This window comes from Streptococcus mitis (genome assembly GCF_023109515.1).
GTDB classification, from domain to species: Bacteria; Bacillota; Bacilli; order Lactobacillales; family Streptococcaceae; genus Streptococcus; species Streptococcus mitis_CS.
The window spans coordinates 285,662-301,637 of record NZ_JALDUM010000002.1 but is presented as its reverse complement, the minus strand read 5'-3'; the positions used below and the strand labels follow the sequence as shown (position 1 = coordinate 301,637).

General features: G+C 42.4%; 13 protein-coding genes. All 13 read left to right on the top strand.

The features are described from left to right. Positions 1 to 57: 57 nt before the first annotated feature. Entirely contained in the window at positions 58 to 762 is a 705-nt protein-coding gene (locus M1G05_RS07130) for an MIP/aquaporin family protein (protein WP_004255366.1), read from the top strand. A 225-nt stretch (positions 763 to 987) separates the two neighbouring features. Beyond that, positions 988 to 1,119, top strand: coding sequence for a teichoic acid D-Ala incorporation-associated protein DltX (locus M1G05_RS07125; RefSeq protein ID WP_000813667.1), 132 nt, complete (start codon positions 988 to 990; stop codon positions 1,117 to 1,119). Between the two features lie 20 nt (positions 1,120 to 1,139). Further along, complete coding sequence (gene dltA, locus M1G05_RS07120) at positions 1,140 to 2,690, top strand: D-alanine--poly(phosphoribitol) ligase subunit DltA (protein WP_247953421.1); 1,551 nt, start codon at positions 1,140 to 1,142, stop codon at positions 2,688 to 2,690. After that, positions 2,687 to 3,931 (top strand): D-alanyl-lipoteichoic acid biosynthesis protein DltB, encoded by a 1,245-nt coding sequence (dltB, locus tag M1G05_RS07115; RefSeq protein ID WP_247953420.1) that lies wholly within the window; start codon positions 2,687 to 2,689, stop codon positions 3,929 to 3,931. The genes dltA and dltB overlap by 4 nt, the downstream gene beginning before the upstream one ends. Positions 3,932 to 3,943: 12 nt before the next feature. Beyond that, a complete protein-coding gene (dltC, locus tag M1G05_RS07110; RefSeq protein WP_000351967.1) occupies positions 3,944 to 4,183 on the top strand; it encodes a D-alanine--poly(phosphoribitol) ligase subunit DltC in 240 nt (79 codons plus the stop codon). Beyond that, a complete protein-coding gene (gene dltD / locus M1G05_RS07105; RefSeq protein WP_247953419.1) occupies positions 4,176 to 5,444 on the top strand; it encodes a D-alanyl-lipoteichoic acid biosynthesis protein DltD in 1,269 nt (422 codons plus the stop codon). Before dltC ends, dltD begins: the two co-directional genes overlap by 8 nt. Positions 5,445 to 5,597: 153 nt before the next feature. Beyond that, positions 5,598 to 6,038 (top strand): zinc-dependent transcriptional regulator AdcR, encoded by a 441-nt coding sequence (gene adcR / locus M1G05_RS07100; protein WP_001249308.1) that lies wholly within the window; start codon positions 5,598 to 5,600, stop codon positions 6,036 to 6,038. Beyond that, positions 6,038 to 6,742, top strand: a complete 705-nt coding sequence (locus tag M1G05_RS07095; RefSeq protein WP_125443258.1) for a metal ABC transporter ATP-binding protein — start codon at positions 6,038 to 6,040, stop codon at positions 6,740 to 6,742. The genes adcR and M1G05_RS07095 overlap by 1 nt, the downstream gene beginning before the upstream one ends. Then, positions 6,735 to 7,541, top strand: a complete 807-nt coding sequence (locus M1G05_RS07090; RefSeq protein ID WP_000950030.1) for a metal ABC transporter permease — start codon at positions 6,735 to 6,737, stop codon at positions 7,539 to 7,541. Before M1G05_RS07095 ends, M1G05_RS07090 begins: the two co-directional genes overlap by 8 nt. Positions 7,542 to 7,550: 9 nt before the next feature. Beyond that, positions 7,551 to 9,056, top strand: coding sequence for a zinc ABC transporter substrate-binding protein AdcA (gene adcA, locus M1G05_RS07085; protein WP_247953418.1), 1,506 nt, complete (start codon positions 7,551 to 7,553; stop codon positions 9,054 to 9,056). A 620-nt stretch (positions 9,057 to 9,676) separates the two neighbouring features. Next, positions 9,677 to 10,828 (top strand): iron-containing alcohol dehydrogenase, encoded by a 1,152-nt coding sequence (locus tag M1G05_RS07080; RefSeq protein WP_045612453.1) that lies wholly within the window; start codon positions 9,677 to 9,679, stop codon positions 10,826 to 10,828. A gap of 149 nt (positions 10,829 to 10,977) precedes the next feature. Further along, positions 10,978 to 11,862, top strand: a complete 885-nt coding sequence (locus M1G05_RS07075) for an SPFH domain-containing protein (protein WP_004235732.1) — start codon at positions 10,978 to 10,980, stop codon at positions 11,860 to 11,862. 337 nt (positions 11,863 to 12,199) lie between these two features. Continuing rightward, entirely contained in the window at positions 12,200 to 15,976 is a 3,777-nt protein-coding gene (locus M1G05_RS07070) for a glycoside hydrolase family 2 TIM barrel-domain containing protein (protein ID WP_247953417.1), read from the top strand.

Below are 15,976 nucleotides of genomic sequence, written 5' to 3'. Positions count from 1 at the left end.
GAGGCGGCGGGCAACAATCCTTGTCGCCCGCCCCTTCTTTTTAATGGAGATAGAAAGATGATGAATGAATTATTTGGAGAATTTTTGGGAACTTTAATCCTGATTCTTCTAGGAAATGGTGTTGTTGCAGGTGTGGTTCTTCCTAAAACTAAGAGCAATAGCTCAGGTTGGATTGTGATTACCATGGGTTGGGGGATTGCAGTTGCGGTTGCAGTATTTGTATCTGGCAAGCTCAGTCCAGCTCATTTAAACCCAGCTGTGACAATTGGTGTGGCTTTAAAAGGTGATTTACCTTGGGCTTCCGTTTTGCCTTATATCTTAGCCCAGTTCGCAGGGGCTATGCTCGGTCAGATTTTGGTTTGGTTGCAATTCAAGCCACATTATGAGGCAGAAGAAAATGCAGGAAATATTTTGGCTACTTTCAGCACAGGCCCAGCTATAAAAGATACTGTATCAAACTTGATTAGCGAAATCCTTGGCACCTTTGTATTGGTATTGACAATCTTTGCTTTGGGACTTTATGACCTTCAAGCAGGAATCGGAACCTTTGCAGTGGGAACTTTGATTGTCGGTATCGGTCTATCACTAGGTGGGACAACAGGTTATGCCTTGAACCCTGCACGTGACCTTGGACCTCGTATCATGCACAGTATCCTTCCAATTTCAAACAAGGGAGACGGAGACTGGTCTTATGCCTGGATTCCTGTTGTGGGACCTGTTATCGGTGCAGCCTTGGCCGTGCTTGTATTCTCACTTTTCTAATCTAGAAAACAATTATGTTGATAAAGCTTGAGATGAAAATCTCAGGCTTTTTTAAAAATATACATAGAAAAACCGCATAATCTTTAAAATTAGCTTAAATGCAGTGAAAATGTACGGTAAACAATTGAAAAATTACCCTATAAAATGGTACAATGGTAGAAAAATAAGCTAGTAAGAATCACTCTTATTTTAGCGAAAAATTACAGAAATGAATGGTTTTTCTTGATGAAACAGAGAAAAGAATTGTACCTCTTTCTTGGTCGGACAGCCTTGTATTTTCTTATCTTTCTAGGGCTGCTTTACTTCTTTAGCTATCTTGGTCAGGGTCAAGGAAGCTTTATCTATAATGAATTTTAACTTGAAGGAGAATTCCTATTGTGTCAAATAAACCAATAGTAGATATGATTGAAACCATTGAGCATTTTGCTCAGACACAGCCTACCTATACTGTTTACAATGTTTTAGGGCAGGAACATACTTATGGAGATTTGAAGGCTGATTCGGATAGTTTGGCTGTAGCCATTGATCAACTAGATTTGCCAGAGAAATCTCCGGTGGTTGTTTTTGGAGGCCAAGAATATGAAATGTTGGCAACTTTTGTAGCGCTGACTAAGTCAGGTCATGCCTACATTCCCATTGATAGCCATTCGGCTTTGGAGCGAGTTTCAGCTATTTTAGAAGTAGCAGAGCCAAGCTTGATTATTGCCATCTCAGACTTTCCATTGGAGCAGGTTTCTACGCCAATGATGACTCTAGCTCAGGTTCAAGAAGCCTTTGCTCAAGGGACAAGCTATGAGATCACGCATCCAGTCAAGGGCGATGATAACTACTACATCATCTTTACTTCTGGTACGACTGGTAAGCCTAAGGGAGTGCAGATTTCCCATGATAACCTCCTCAGCTTTACCAACTGGATGATTACGGACAAGGAATTTGCGACACCGAGTCGTCCGCAAATGCTAGCTCAACCACCTTATTCATTTGACCTGTCTGTCATGTACTGGGCACCAACCTTGGCACTTGGTGGTACGCTTTTCGCTCTTCCTTCTGCCATTACTCAGGACTTTAAGCAACTCTTTGCGACCATCTTTTCATTGCCAATCGCTATCTGGACTTCAACACCATCCTTTGCGGATATGGCCATGTTGTCTGAAGACTTTAACAGTGAGAAAATGCCAGGAATCACGCATTTCTACTTTGATGGTGAAGAATTGACGGTCAAAACAGCTCAAAAACTGCGCGAGCGTTTCCCAAATGCCCGTATTATCAATGCCTACGGTCCAACAGAAGCGACAGTGGCTCTGTCAGCAGTTGCCGTGACAGATGAGATGTTGGCGACTCTCAAACGCCTACCAATCGGCTATACCAAGGCTGATTCTCCAACATTTATCATTGATGAGGAAGGCAATAAACTGCCAAATGGCGAACAGGGTGAAATCATTGTCTCTGGACCAGCTGTGTCAAAAGGCTATATGAATAATCCTGAAAAAACAGCAGAAGCTTTCTTTGAGTTTGAAGGTCTGCCAGCCTATCACACAGGCGATGTGGGAACTATGACAGATGAGGGCTTGCTTCTCTACGGCGGACGCATGGACTTCCAGATTAAGTTCAACGGTTACCGCATTGAGTTAGAAGATGTCTCTCAAAATCTTAATAAGTCTCGTTATATCGAGTCTGCTGTCGCTGTTCCGCGCTATAACAAAGACCACAAGGTTCAAAATCTATTGGCTTATGTCATCTTAAAAGACGGTGTTCGTGAACAGTTTGAACGTGATATCGATATTACCAAGGCTATCAAGGAAGACTTGACAGATATTATGATGTCCTACATGATGCCATCTAAATTCCTTTATCGAGACAGTTTGCCACTGACTCCAAATGGAAAAATTGACATCAAAGGATTGATTAACGAGGTGAATAAGAGATGATGGAGTTCTTTCAACAGCTTCCTCATTTAGAGCCATATGCCAATCCTCAGTATTTTGTCTATGTGATTGCTGCAACCTTGCCCATCTTTATTGGCCTCTTTTTTAAGAAACGCTTTGCCTGGTATGAAGTGCTGGTTAGTCTCTTCTTTATCGTCACCATGTTGGTAGGTGGGAAGACCAATCAATTGGCTGCCTTGGGTATTTACCTTTGCTGGGAGATATTGCTCTTACTCTTCTATAAGCATTATCGAAAAAGTAAGGATGGCAAGTGGGTCTTCTACCTAGTTAGCTTTCTATCCCTCCTTCCGATTATCTTTGTCAAGGTGCAGCCAGCTATCAATGGAACGCAGTCTTTGCTTGGATTTTTGGGAATTTCTTACCTGACCTTTCGTTCGGTTGGGATTATCATCGAGCTGAGAGATGGAGTGATTAAGGATTTTACCCTCTGGGAATTCCTCCGTTTTCTTCTCTTCATGCCGACTTTCTCGAGTGGTCCAATTGATCGCTTTAAGCGTTTTAATGAAAATTATCAGACCATTCCTGAGCGGGATGAGTTGCTGGATATGTTGGATGAATCTGTTCGCTATATCATGTGGGGATTTTTGTACAAGTTTATCCTAGCTCATATTTTAGGAGAGACCTTACTCCCTCCTCTGAAGAATCTAGCCCTGCAGTCAGGTGGCTTCTTTAACCACTATGCCTTGGCAGTTATGTATACCTTTGGTCTGGAGCTTTTCTTTGACTTTGCAGGTTACTCTATGTTTGCCTTAGCCATTTCAAATTTGATGGGAATTCGTAGCCCTATCAACTTTAATAAGCCCTTTTTATCAAGGGATTTAAAGGAATTTTGGAATCGTTGGCATATGAGTCTGTCCTTCTGGTTCCGTGACTTTGTCTTTATGCGAATGGTCATGGTGTTGACTAGAAAGAAGGTCTTTAAAAATCGCAATGTAACCTCAAGTGTGGCCTACATTGTAAATATGCTGATTATGGGATTTTGGCATGGCGTGACCTGGTACTACATCGCCTATGGACTCTTTCATGGATTGGGTTTGGTCATCAATGACGCTTGGGTTCGTAAGAAAAAAACACTCAATAAGGAACGGAAAAAAGCAGGGAAGCCTGCTCTACCTGAGAATCGCTGGATTCAGTTGCTTGGCATGGTTATCACCTTCCATGTCGTCATGCTGTCATTCTTAATCTTTTCTGGATTCTTGAATGATTTATGGTTTAAAAAATAAAGGAAATAAAATATGGATATCAAATCAGAAGTTATCGAAATTATTGATGAGTTGTTTATGGAAGATGTTTCTGACATGATGGATGAAGATCTTTTTGATGCAGGTGTCTTGGATAGTATGGGAACGGTAGAGTTGATTGTGGAGATTGAAAACCGTTTTGACATTCGCGTTCCTGTAACAGAGTTTGGTCGCGACGACTGGAATACAGCCAATAAAATCATAGCTGGTATTGTGGAGCTACAAAATGCTTAAACGCTTATGGATGATTTTCGGGCCCATCTTCATAGCTGGATTTTTGGTTCTTCTACTCATCTTTTTTTATCCAAGTACAACAAGCCATAATCTGACGGAGGAGAAATATTCGGCGGCTTCTGTTAGTGTAGAGAGTTTTAAAGAGAGAAGCCAAAAAGTAAGGGCTCTTACAGATCCAAATATGCGTTTTGTTCCCTTCTTTGGCTCCAGTGAATGGCTTCGTTTTGACGGTGCCCATCCTGCGGTATTGGCTGAGAAATACAACCGCTCTTATCGCCCCTATCTTTTAGGACAGAGGGGAGCTGCATCGCTCAACCAGTATTTCGGGATGCAACAGATGTTGCCACAACTGGAGAATAAACAAGTTGTATATGTCATCTCGCCCCAGTGGTTTAGTAAAAATGGCTATGAGCCAGCAGCCTTCCAGCAGTATTTTAATGGGGATCAGTTGACGAGTTTTCTGGGACATCAATCTGGAGATCAGGCTAGTCAATATGCAGCAACTCGCTTACTAGAGCAGTTTCCAAATGTAGCTTTGAAGGATCTAGTTCAGAAGTTGGCGAGTAAAGAAGAATTGTCGACGGCAGACAATGAAATGATTGAATTATTGGCTCGTTTTAATGAACGCCAAGCTTCCTTTTTTGGTCAGTTTTCGGTTAGAGGCTATTTCAAATACGATAAGCATGTAGCTAAGTATTTAAAGACCTTGCCAGATCAGTTTTCTTATCAAGCTATAGAAGATGTTGTCAAAGCAGATGCAGAAAAGAATACTTCCAATAATGATCTGGGAATGGAAAATTATTTCTATAATACGCAGATTAAAAAGGATTTGAATAAATTAAAGGATTCTCAGAAAAATTTTACCTACCTCAAGTCGCCAGAATATAATGATTTGCAGTTGGTGTTAACCCAGTTTTCTAAATCCAAGGTAAACCCAATTTTTATCATTCCGCCTGTTAATAAAAAATGGATGGACTACGCTGGTCTACGAGAGGATATGTACCAACAAACGGTGCAAAAGATTCGTTATCAGTTAGAAAGTCAAGGTTTTACCAATATAGCAGATTTTTCTAAGGATGGCGGGGAGCCTTTCTTTATGAAAGATACCATTCACCTTGGTTGGTTGGGTTGGTTGGCTTTTGACAAGGCAGTTGATCCTTTCCTATCCAATCCCACACCAGCTCCGACTTACCATCTGAATGAGCGCTTTTTCAGCAAAGATTGGGCGACTTATGATGGAGATGTCAAAGAATTTCAATAGATCATAATATAGAAGAGTTCAAGAATGAAGCCTATTTTCACGTTTTTTCTTGACTCTTTTTTTGGTTGTGATATAATTAACCAGTAAATAATTTTTTTTAAAGAATAGTATTTTCTCTTAAAAAAGAGAAGTCTAAAAGGAAAGGAGTCAGATATGAGACAGCTAGCGAAGGATATCGATGCCTTTTTAAATGAGGTGATTTTGCAGGCGGAAAATCAGCATGAAATCCTAATAGGTCATTGTACTAGCGAGGTGGCCCTGACCAATACTCAGGAGCATATTCTCATGCTTTTGTCAGAGGAATCTTTAACAAATTCAGAATTAGCGCGTCGCCTCAATGTCAGTCAGGCGGCGGTTACCAAGGCCATTAAGTCTTTGGTCAAGGAAGGAATGTTGGAAACATCTAAAGATCCTAAGGATGCGCGTGTGATTTTTTATCAGTTGACTGATTTGGCTCGTCCAATCGCTGAGGAGCACCATCATCACCATGAGCATACACTTTTAACCTATGAACAAGTGGCGACTCAGTTTACTCCAAATGAACAAAAAGTGATTCAGCGGTTTTTGACTGCTTTAGTAGGAGAAATCAAATAATGAGATATATTACGGTAGAGGATTTATCCTTCTATTATGATAAGGAGCCAGTTCTTGAACATATCAATTATAGTGTTGATAGTGGGGAATTTGTTACCTTGACAGGGGAGAATGGGGCAGCTAAGACGACACTGATTAAGGCCAGTCTTGGAATCCTTCAGCCACGCATTGGAAAGGTGACTATTTCAACGACAAATACGCAGGGTAAGAAATTGAGAATAGCTTACCTTCCTCAACAGATTGCCAGTTTTAATGCTGGTTTTCCAAGTACGGTTTATGAGTTTGTCAAGTCGGGTCGCTATCCACGAAAGGGTTGGTTCCGTCGTTTGAATGCTCATGATGAGGAGCATATCAAGGCTAGTTTGGACTCAGTTGGTATGTGGGAACATCGAGACAAACGCTTGGGGTCTCTATCTGGAGGACAAAAGCAGCGAGCGGTGATCGCGCGTATGTTTGCCTCTGACCCAGATGTATTTATCCTAGATGAGCCGACAACGGGGATGGATGCAGGAAGTAAAAATGAATTTTATGAACTCATGCACCACAGCGCCCATCATCATGGCAAGGCTGTTTTGATGATTACCCATGACCCTGAAGAAGTTAAGGACTATGCGGACCGCAATATCCATCTAGTCCGTAACCAAGACTCGCCATGGCGTTGTTTCAACGTTCATGAGAATGATCAGGAGGTGGGCCATGCTTAGTTTGTTATCTTATGACTTTATGCAACGTGCATTTCTGGCCGTTATTGCCATGAGTCTTTTCTCGCCGGTATTGGGAACCTTCCTTATCTTGCGTCGTCAGAGTTTGATGAGTGATACCCTCAGCCACGTCTCGCTTTCGGGTGTAGCTTTTGGTTTGGTTCTGGGGATTTCTCCGACTATTTCCACTATTGCCATTGTTTTGATTGCGGCGGTCTTTCTGGAGTATCTCCGTACGGTTTATAAGAGCTTTATGGAAATCGGGACAGCTATCCTCATGTCAACAGGTCTGGCTGTTTCTCTGATTGTCATGAGCAAGGGTAAAAGCTCTAGTTCTATGAGTTTGGATCAGTACCTTTTCGGCTCAATCGTGACTATTAGCGAAGAGCAGGTCATTTCCCTCTTTGTCATTGCGGCGGTTGTCTTGATTTTGACCTTCCTCTTCCTTCGTCCTATGTATATACTGACCTTTGATGAGGATACGGCCTTTGTGGATGGCTTGCCAGTTCGTACCATGTCCATTCTTTTTAACATGGTGACGGGGGTGGCCATTGCCCTTATGATTCCAGCTGCGGGAGCTCTTCTGGTATCGACCATTATGGTCTTGCCAGCTAGTATAGCCCTGCGTCTGGGGAAAAACTTTAAATCGGTTATGCTGCTTGCCAGTGCTATTGGATTTTTGGGAATGGTAGCAGGACTTTACATTTCCTACTATGCAGAAACACCTGCAAGTGCAAGCATTACAATTATTTTTGTAACTGTCTTTTTACTCATTAGTTTAGTAAGACGTTTTATCAAATAGGAGATGAACATGAAAAAAATTAGCTTATTACTCGCCAGTCTATGTGCCTTGTTTTTAGTGGCTTGTTCCAATCAAAAGCAGGCAGATGGCAAACTAAATATTGTGACAACCTTTTACCCTGTCTATGAATTTACCAAGCAAGTTGCAGGAGATACTGCTAATGTAGAACTCCTAATCGGTGCTGGTACAGAACCCCATGAATATGAACCATCTGCCAAGGCAGTTGCCAAGATTCAAGATGCAGACACCTTCGTTTATGAAAATGAAAACATGGAAACTTGGGTTCCTAAATTGCTAGATACTTTGGATAAGAAAAAGGTAAAAACCATCAAGGCGACAGGCGATATGTTGCTCTTGCCAGGTGGTGAGGAAGAAGAGGGAGACCATGACCATGGAGAAGAAGGACATCACCATGAGTACGATCCTCATGTTTGGTTATCACCGGTTCGTGCCATTAAACTAGTAGAGCACATCCGTGACAGTTTATCAGCAGATTATCCTGATAAAAAAGAGACCTTTGAGAAGAATGCTGCTGCCTATATCGAAAAATTACAAGCCTTGGATAAGGCTTATGCAGAAGGCTTGTCTCAAGCCAAACAAAAGAGCTTTGTAACGCAGCACGCAGCCTTTAACTATCTCGCCTTGGACTACGGTCTCAAACAAGTCGCTATCTCAGGCCTCTCTCCAGATGCCGAGCCATCAGCTGCTCGTTTGGCAGAATTGACAGAGTACGTCAAGAAAAATAAAATCGCCTATATCTACTTTGAAGAGAATGCTTCACAAGCCCTTGCTAACACACTTTCAAAAGAGGCAGGTGTCAAAACAGATGTCCTTAATCCTTTAGAAAGTCTGACAGAAGAGGATACCAAGGCTGGCGAAAACTACATCTCTGTTATGGAGAAAAACCTCAAGGCTCTGAAACAAACAACGGACCAAGAAGGCCCAGCAATTGAGCCTGAAAAGGCAGAGGATACCAAGACAGTCCACAATGGTTACTTCGAGGATGCAGACGTCAAAGACCGCACCTTGAGTGACTATACAGGTAACTGGCAATCAGTTTATCCTTTCCTTGAAGATGGCACGTTTGACCAAGTCTTTGACTACAAGGCTAAGTTGACAGGTAAGATGACTCAGGCTGAGTACAAGGCCTACTATACAAAAGGCTATCAGACAGATGTGACTAAGATTAACATTACTGATAACACTATGGAATTTGTTCAAGGTGGACAAAGCAAGAAATATACTTACAAGTATGTTGGTAAGAAAATCTTGACTTACAAGAAAGGCAATCGTGGCGTGCGCTTCCTCTTTGAAGCAACGGATGCAGACGCTGGACAGTTCAAGTATGTTCAGTTTAGTGACCACAATATCGCCCCAGTTAAGGCAGAACATTTCCATATCTTCTTTGGAGGTACAAGCCAAGAAGCCCTCTTTGAAGAAATGGATAACTGGCCAACCTACTACCCAGATAACCTATCTGGCCAAGAAATTGCCCAAGAAATGTTGGCGCATTGATGAGAAATCGACTAGTTCATAGGAGCTAGTCGGTTTTTGGATACTAGATGGTAACTTCATTATAAACCTTTCAGAACTTTAAACAATAAATAAAACTCTTGAAATATTTGGGCTTATATGTTAGAATAATTTTAACGGACAAGGTTCATTAGAACACCAAAGCCCCTAACTACTGCCATAGTTAAGGGCTTTTTTGACGTATCTTAGAGATTTAACGGGTGTTGATAGGCTAGTCACTCGGTCTACTTCTTACCATCTAGCCATTTGCAGACGAAATACAAGATAATTCCTGCTATGACGTCCGCTATAATAGTAAGAACGAGCTCTGGGGCAAGGTTCATTAGTTTCACCTCCTCTCACGAACCGTAAGGAACGTAATCGGTAACCGATGACAAAAATAGTATATCACACTACATTCAGATCATCAACATTGCTTAATGATTGAACTATATCTGTTCTACTTGTTTTGTTTGCTGATGGAAAATGATCTCATAAATAATAGTCAAATTCCACTCCTTTTAAAAATATTTGTTAGATATTTCACAAATGATTGAAAACGAATACAAAAAGTAATATAATGATGTTAAATATATAGCGCGAAGGCGCAGGAGGAAAATTATATGGCTACATTTTATGTTCCGGCAGTCAACCTTATTGGAAAAGGTGTTGTAAATGAAGTGGGTCCTTATATCAAGGAACTTGGCTATAAAAAGGCACTTTTGGTGACAGATAAGTTTATCGAAGGAAGTGACATTTTGCCTAAGGTTTTAAAACCGCTAGATACAGAAGGAATCGAATATGTCATCTTTAGCGATGTAGAGCCAAACCCTACTTGTAAGAATGTCACAGATGGGGTAGCTGCTTTGGAAGAACATGGATGTGATTTTATCATCAGTCTTGGTGGGGGCTCTCCACAGGATGCAGCTAGTTGTATCTCTATCATGGCTACAAATGGTGGAAAACCACAGGATTATGAAGGGCTTCATAAGTCTGCTAAAAAAGGCTTGCCAGTTGTAGCTATCAATACTACTGCAGGTACATCAGCAGAAATTACCATTAACTATGTGATTACCGACGAAGAACGCAAGGTTAAGATGGTAATGGTTGACAAGAATAGCCTTGCTCTTATCTCTGTTAATGACCCTGAATTGATGATTTCAAAACCTCAAGCCTTGACTGCTGCGACAGGTATGGATGCTCTGACTCACGCTGTTGAAGCTTTGGTAACACCTGGTGCTTATGATGTAACCAAGAAACTGTCTATTGGTGCTATTGAGCTTATCAAGGAATACCTTCCTCGCGCTGTAGCAAATGGACACGATATTGAAGCGCGTGAAGGTATGGTCAATGCTATTTTCCTTGGTGGTATGAGCTTTAACAATGCTGGTCTTGGTTATGTTCACTCAATGGCTCATCAACTCGGTGCAGTATATAACTTGCCACACGGTGTTTGCTGTGCCATGTTGCTACCAGTTATAGAACGTGAAAATGCTAAACGTGTACCAGAAGCTTTCCGCAATGTTGCTAAAGCCTTGGGACTCCATGTAGAGGATAAATCAGATGAAGAGTGTGCCGATTATGCGATTGCTGAGATTGAGAAGCTTTCTGAGACAGTAGGTATTCCTAAGAAATTGACTGAACTTGGTATTGAAGAAAAAGATTTCGACTTTGAATACCTTTCTAAGAATGCCTTGATTGATGCCTGCGCACCAGGAAACCCATTTATGCCAACCTTAGAAGAAACGATTGCCTTTTATAAAGAGTTGTTTTAGCAAGAGATTTGACGACAATGTGACAATTCACCTCTAATTATTGACATTTCAGGAAAAATTGCAGTAAAAACTGCACATCCTTCTTTAAATGTGCTATAATACAGAAAAAAATAATGATGGAGGTCGTCGCGATGGTAACAACATTTTTGATGATTTTTGTGGTGGTTTGTGTGCTCCTATTGGTGATAGTCACACTGAGTACAGTTTATGTGGTTCGTCAACAGTCGGTGGCGATTATTGAACGCTTTGGGAAATACCAAAAGGTTGCCAATAGCGGTATTCACATCCGCTTGCCTTTTGGGATTGACTCGATTGCGGCGCGGATTCAGTTGCGCTTGTTGCAAAGCGATATTGTGGTTGAGACTAAGACCAAGGACAATGTGTTCGTTATGATGAATGTAGCGACTCAGTACCGTGTTAATGAGCAGAGCGTAACAGATGCCTACTATAAACTCATGCGTCCAGAATCTCAGATTAAATCTTATATCGAAGATGCTCTTCGCTCTTCTGTTCCCAAATTAACCTTGGATGAATTGTTTGAGAAAAAAGATGAGATTGCCCTTGAAGTTCAACACCAAGTAGCAGAAGAAATGACTACTTACGGTTATATTATCGTGAAAACCTTGATTACCAAGGTCGAACCAGATGCAGAAGTCAAGCAATCCATGAATGAAATCAATGCGGCGCAGCGCAAGCGGGTCGCAGCGCAAGAATTGGCGGAAGCTGATAAGATTAAAATCGTCACTGCAGCTGAAGCCGAAGCAGAGAAAGACCGCCTTCATGGTGTGGGGATTGCCCAACAGCGTAAAGCGATTGTGGATGGATTGGCAGAGTCTATCACCGAACTCAAGGAAGCCAATGTTGGCATGACAGAAGAACAAATCATGTCCATCCTCTTAACCAACCAGTATTTGGATACCTTGAATACCTTTGCCTCTAAAGGAAATCAAACTATCTTTTTACCAAATACTCCAAATGGTGTGGATGATATCCGTACACAAATCTTGTCAGCCCTACGTGCTGAGAAGAAATAATAGACTAATACTCTTCGAAAATCTCTTCAAACCACGTCAGCGTCGCCTTGCCGTAGATATATGTAACTGACTTCGTCAGTCTTATCTACTACCTCAAAACGGTGTTTTGAGCAACCTGCGGCTAGTTTCCTAGTTTGCTTTTTGATTTTCATTGAGTACAAAGAGCTTGGCAACAGGCTCTTTTTGTATTACCCTTGTAGCTTTGAGGATTAAAATCCTCCTCCACAAATTATAGAATCTTTTCTGAGTATTTAGGGAGTGATGGAGGAAATATTGAAAGCGCTTTTGTTTTGTGATATAGTCAAATTGATAGACTTGTTTAAAGAGGAATGCTTGTATGAGAAGAGAAGAAGTTTTACGAAATCACTGGTTTTTTAGTCAAGAGGTGGGGAAAGAGGATGCCTTGGCACCGGATTTTCAGAGGGGAAATTGGCAGGCTATTCAAGTGCCACATGACTGGAGTATTTACAATGATTTTGACCAGTATTCGCCAGCGCAAAATGAGGGTGGTCAGTTAAACGGGGGTCAGGCCTGGTATCGGACACAGTTTTACTTGGAAGAAGATGCCAGTCTTGTATCGGTGCGTTTGTTGTTTGACGGGGTTTACATGAATGCCCAAGTCTATATCAACGGGCAAGTGCTGGGTTATTATCCCAATGGCTACACACCTTTTTCTTATGATATCACGCCTTATCTAAGAAATGATGGGACGGCCAACCAGCTTGCGGTTTTTGTGGACAATCAGCAACCTAGCAGTCGTTGGTACTCGGGTAGCGGTATTTACCGAGAAGTAGAATTGTTGATTACAGATTTGGTGCATCTGGATTTATATGGGATTAAGATAGAAAGTCCCAAGCTAAAGGAACAAAGAGATGGATGGGTGGAAACTCAGCTTACAAGTGAGGTTTCAAATGATGGACCTCAGTCCGTGTCGGTGTATTTGGAGCAGAGTATCTGGTATGATGGACAACAGCTGTCAGACTGGCAGGCGACAGACTCTCTAGTGATTGAGTCTGGGGACAAATATTCTTTCCAACAAGCCATATCAGTTTTCCAACCTTTGTTTTGGGATATTGATTCACCTCACCTTTACCAATTGAAGACTCGCCTCTACAAAAATGGCATTTTGGTTGATGAAGAAGAGGAGAATTTTGGTTACCGCTATATGGATTGGCAAGTGGATAAGGGCTTCTTTCTAAATGGTCGCTGGTTGAAGATTCATGGGGTTTGTCTGCACCATGACTACGGAGCACTGGGAGCTGTGGAAAACAGGTCAGCTGCCGAGAGACGATTGCGCCAGATGAAGGAAATGGGTGTCAATGCAATCCGAATCACCCATAATCCAGCTAGTAGTATCTTGCTGGATGTGGCTGCTAAAATGGGGCTACTTATTCAAGAAGAAGCCTTTGATACATGGTATGGAGGCAAGAAAGAATATGATTATGGTCGCTTTTTTGAGGAAGAAGCGACTCATCCAGAAGCGAAAGCAGGCGATTTCTGGTCAGATTATGATTTACGCACCATGATTGAGCGTGGCAAGAACAATCCAGCTATCTTTATGTGGTCCTTGGGAAACGAAGTCAGTGAAGCAAATGGCGATGCTCATTCATTGAAGACTATCAAACGCTTGCTAGAAAGGGTTAAGGAGGTTGATGATAGCCGTTTTGTGACCATGGGAATGGACCAGTTCCGCTTCGGAGATGGTTCTGGAGGTCATGAAAAGATTGCTGATTTGCTGGATGTGGTGGGCTTGAATTACTCGGAAGATAATATTGACGCGATTCGCAAAAGACATCCCAAGTGGCGACTTTATGGGTCTGAAACCTCATCGGCTACAAGGACGCGTGATAGCTATTTTCGCCCAGCTAAGGAATGGGTTGGGGATAATCGCCGCGTGAGGAATTTTGAACAGTCAGACTATGGCAATGATCGGGTTCCTTGGGGGAAGACAGCGACGGCTTCTTGGATAGCAGATAGAAATCGGCTAGACTATGCGGGTCAGTTTATCTGGACAGGAGTGGACTATATCGGTGAACCGACTCCTTGGCACAACCAAAATGATACACCTGTCAAGAGTTCCTATTTTGGGATTGTGGACACAGCAGGGATTCCTAAAAATGACTATTATCTCTATCAAAGTCAGTGGTTGGACCTAGATCAGCATCCCATGGTTCATATCCTGCCCCACTGGAATTGGGAAATCCACAAGAGTTATCAACAAGTTGTGGATAAGTATGGGGATATCCCTGTTCGAGTGTATTCAAATGCTGGTTCGGTAGAGCTATTTCTTAATGGAAAATCCCAAGGTAGGAAGACTTTTCAGGAGAAATGGACTTCAGACGGTCGAAAATACCAAGAGGGAGAAGGTTCTGACCAACTCTATATCGAATGGCGTTTGGCTTATCAACCAGGAGAATTGCATGCTGTGGCCTATGACCATCAAGGTCAGATTGTGGCAGAAGATAGGGTGGTGACTGCAGGTAAGCCAGCCAAAATCGGGTTACATGCTGAGAAAACAAAACTGGAGCCAGATGGGCAAGACCTCCTCTATCTCTATTTTGATGTATTGGACAAGGATGGAAATTGGGTGCCGAGTGCTTCCAATCAGCTTCATTTTAAAATTGAGGGCCCTGCTCGCATTGTGGGTGTGGATAATGGCAGGCAGGCTAGTCGTGAACGTTATCAGGCTCAGAAAAATGGTCAGTTTAAGCGGCAAGCCTTTCATGGCAGAGGTGTCCTTTTGGTTCAGAGTTTAGATCAGGCAGGTCACGTAAGAGTAAAGGCCAGTGCCAGAGGTCTAGAGCCAGCAAGTTTTGATTTCCTAGTGGGAGATGCTTTGGCTACCCAACCAGTGAAAAATAAGAGCTTGTTTGAGATTCGAGTGGACAAGCAGGCAGGATTACAAGAAGAGAATTCCCCAGCGATTGGACTTTATCCACAAATTGTGGATAACCCTGTGAACAAGGTGGGGAATAGTGAAGTGATTTGGGAGACGAGTGGTAGTGCCCACGCCATTATCAAGCAGGGAGTGCTTTATTGCTTGTCTGCAGGCGACTTGGCTATTCAAGGAAAGACCTATCAAACTCATTTGCAGGTCGCAGAAAATACCTCACTAGGGCAGGCAGCTTTTGTACGACCACTTCGCTTGTATACAGCTAAGGGAACTTATCCACATCTTCCATCTTCAGTTTTGGTGGACTATGAGTCCGGTAGTGCAAAACGAGTCAAGGTTGTTTGGGAGGCAATATCCGAAGAAGATATAGCAAGCTTTCATGAGTTTATGGTATCTGGTCAGCTAGAGGGGTTGGATTTAAAGGCTTCTGCTCAGGTTTGTGTCCAAGGGATTTGCGCTATTGAGCCTGAAAGGGTTTGGACGCTTGTCAAGGAAGCCCCACACTTACCAGACCGAGTCAAGCTAGTCTTATCAGATGGCAGAAGAGATACGGCCAAGGTGACTTGGGATGAACTCGATCCTCAAGTCTATGCTCAGGTAGGAGAAAGTGTGCTCACAGGGCAGGTAGCAGGCTGTGAGTTGCCAGCAACAGTCACCATTCATGTGACAGATGCAAGTGTAGATGGGGAAGTCATTTCCAATCAATGGACAGGGTCCAATCTGCCTCTGGTCTTTACTTCCCACTCAGAGCCGAATCACCCAGCCTCCTACCTCAATGACAAGGTCATTGCTCGGAAGAAATCGATAGCCAATACTTGGATTGTCAAGTCAGAGCAAGCCAGTGTGGGCATTCTTTTTGGAGATGCAGGGATTTTAAAACCGCGATTTGTGGATAACCTGACCTTGTATTATGTTGAAAATCAAGACTACATGGCGGTGGATCCTACCCATATCGATTATTATGTAGGGAATGAGCCTAGCTTGCCTCGGACTCCCAACCATTTGGATAAGGGTTCCTTGCTCAAACAAGAGGAGAATTGGCGCCCTGTATCAGCTATCCGAAAAGTTTCAAGCGACAAGGATGAGGAGTTTCGTTTTGAATTTGACAAGGTGAAAACTTATGCTGTTCGTCTTCGATTTGAAAACTTGGTAAATCCACTAGCGTTAACAGAATTGCAAGTGTATGCAAAAAAAGTAAAGAAAAATGTAGATAGGAAGTAG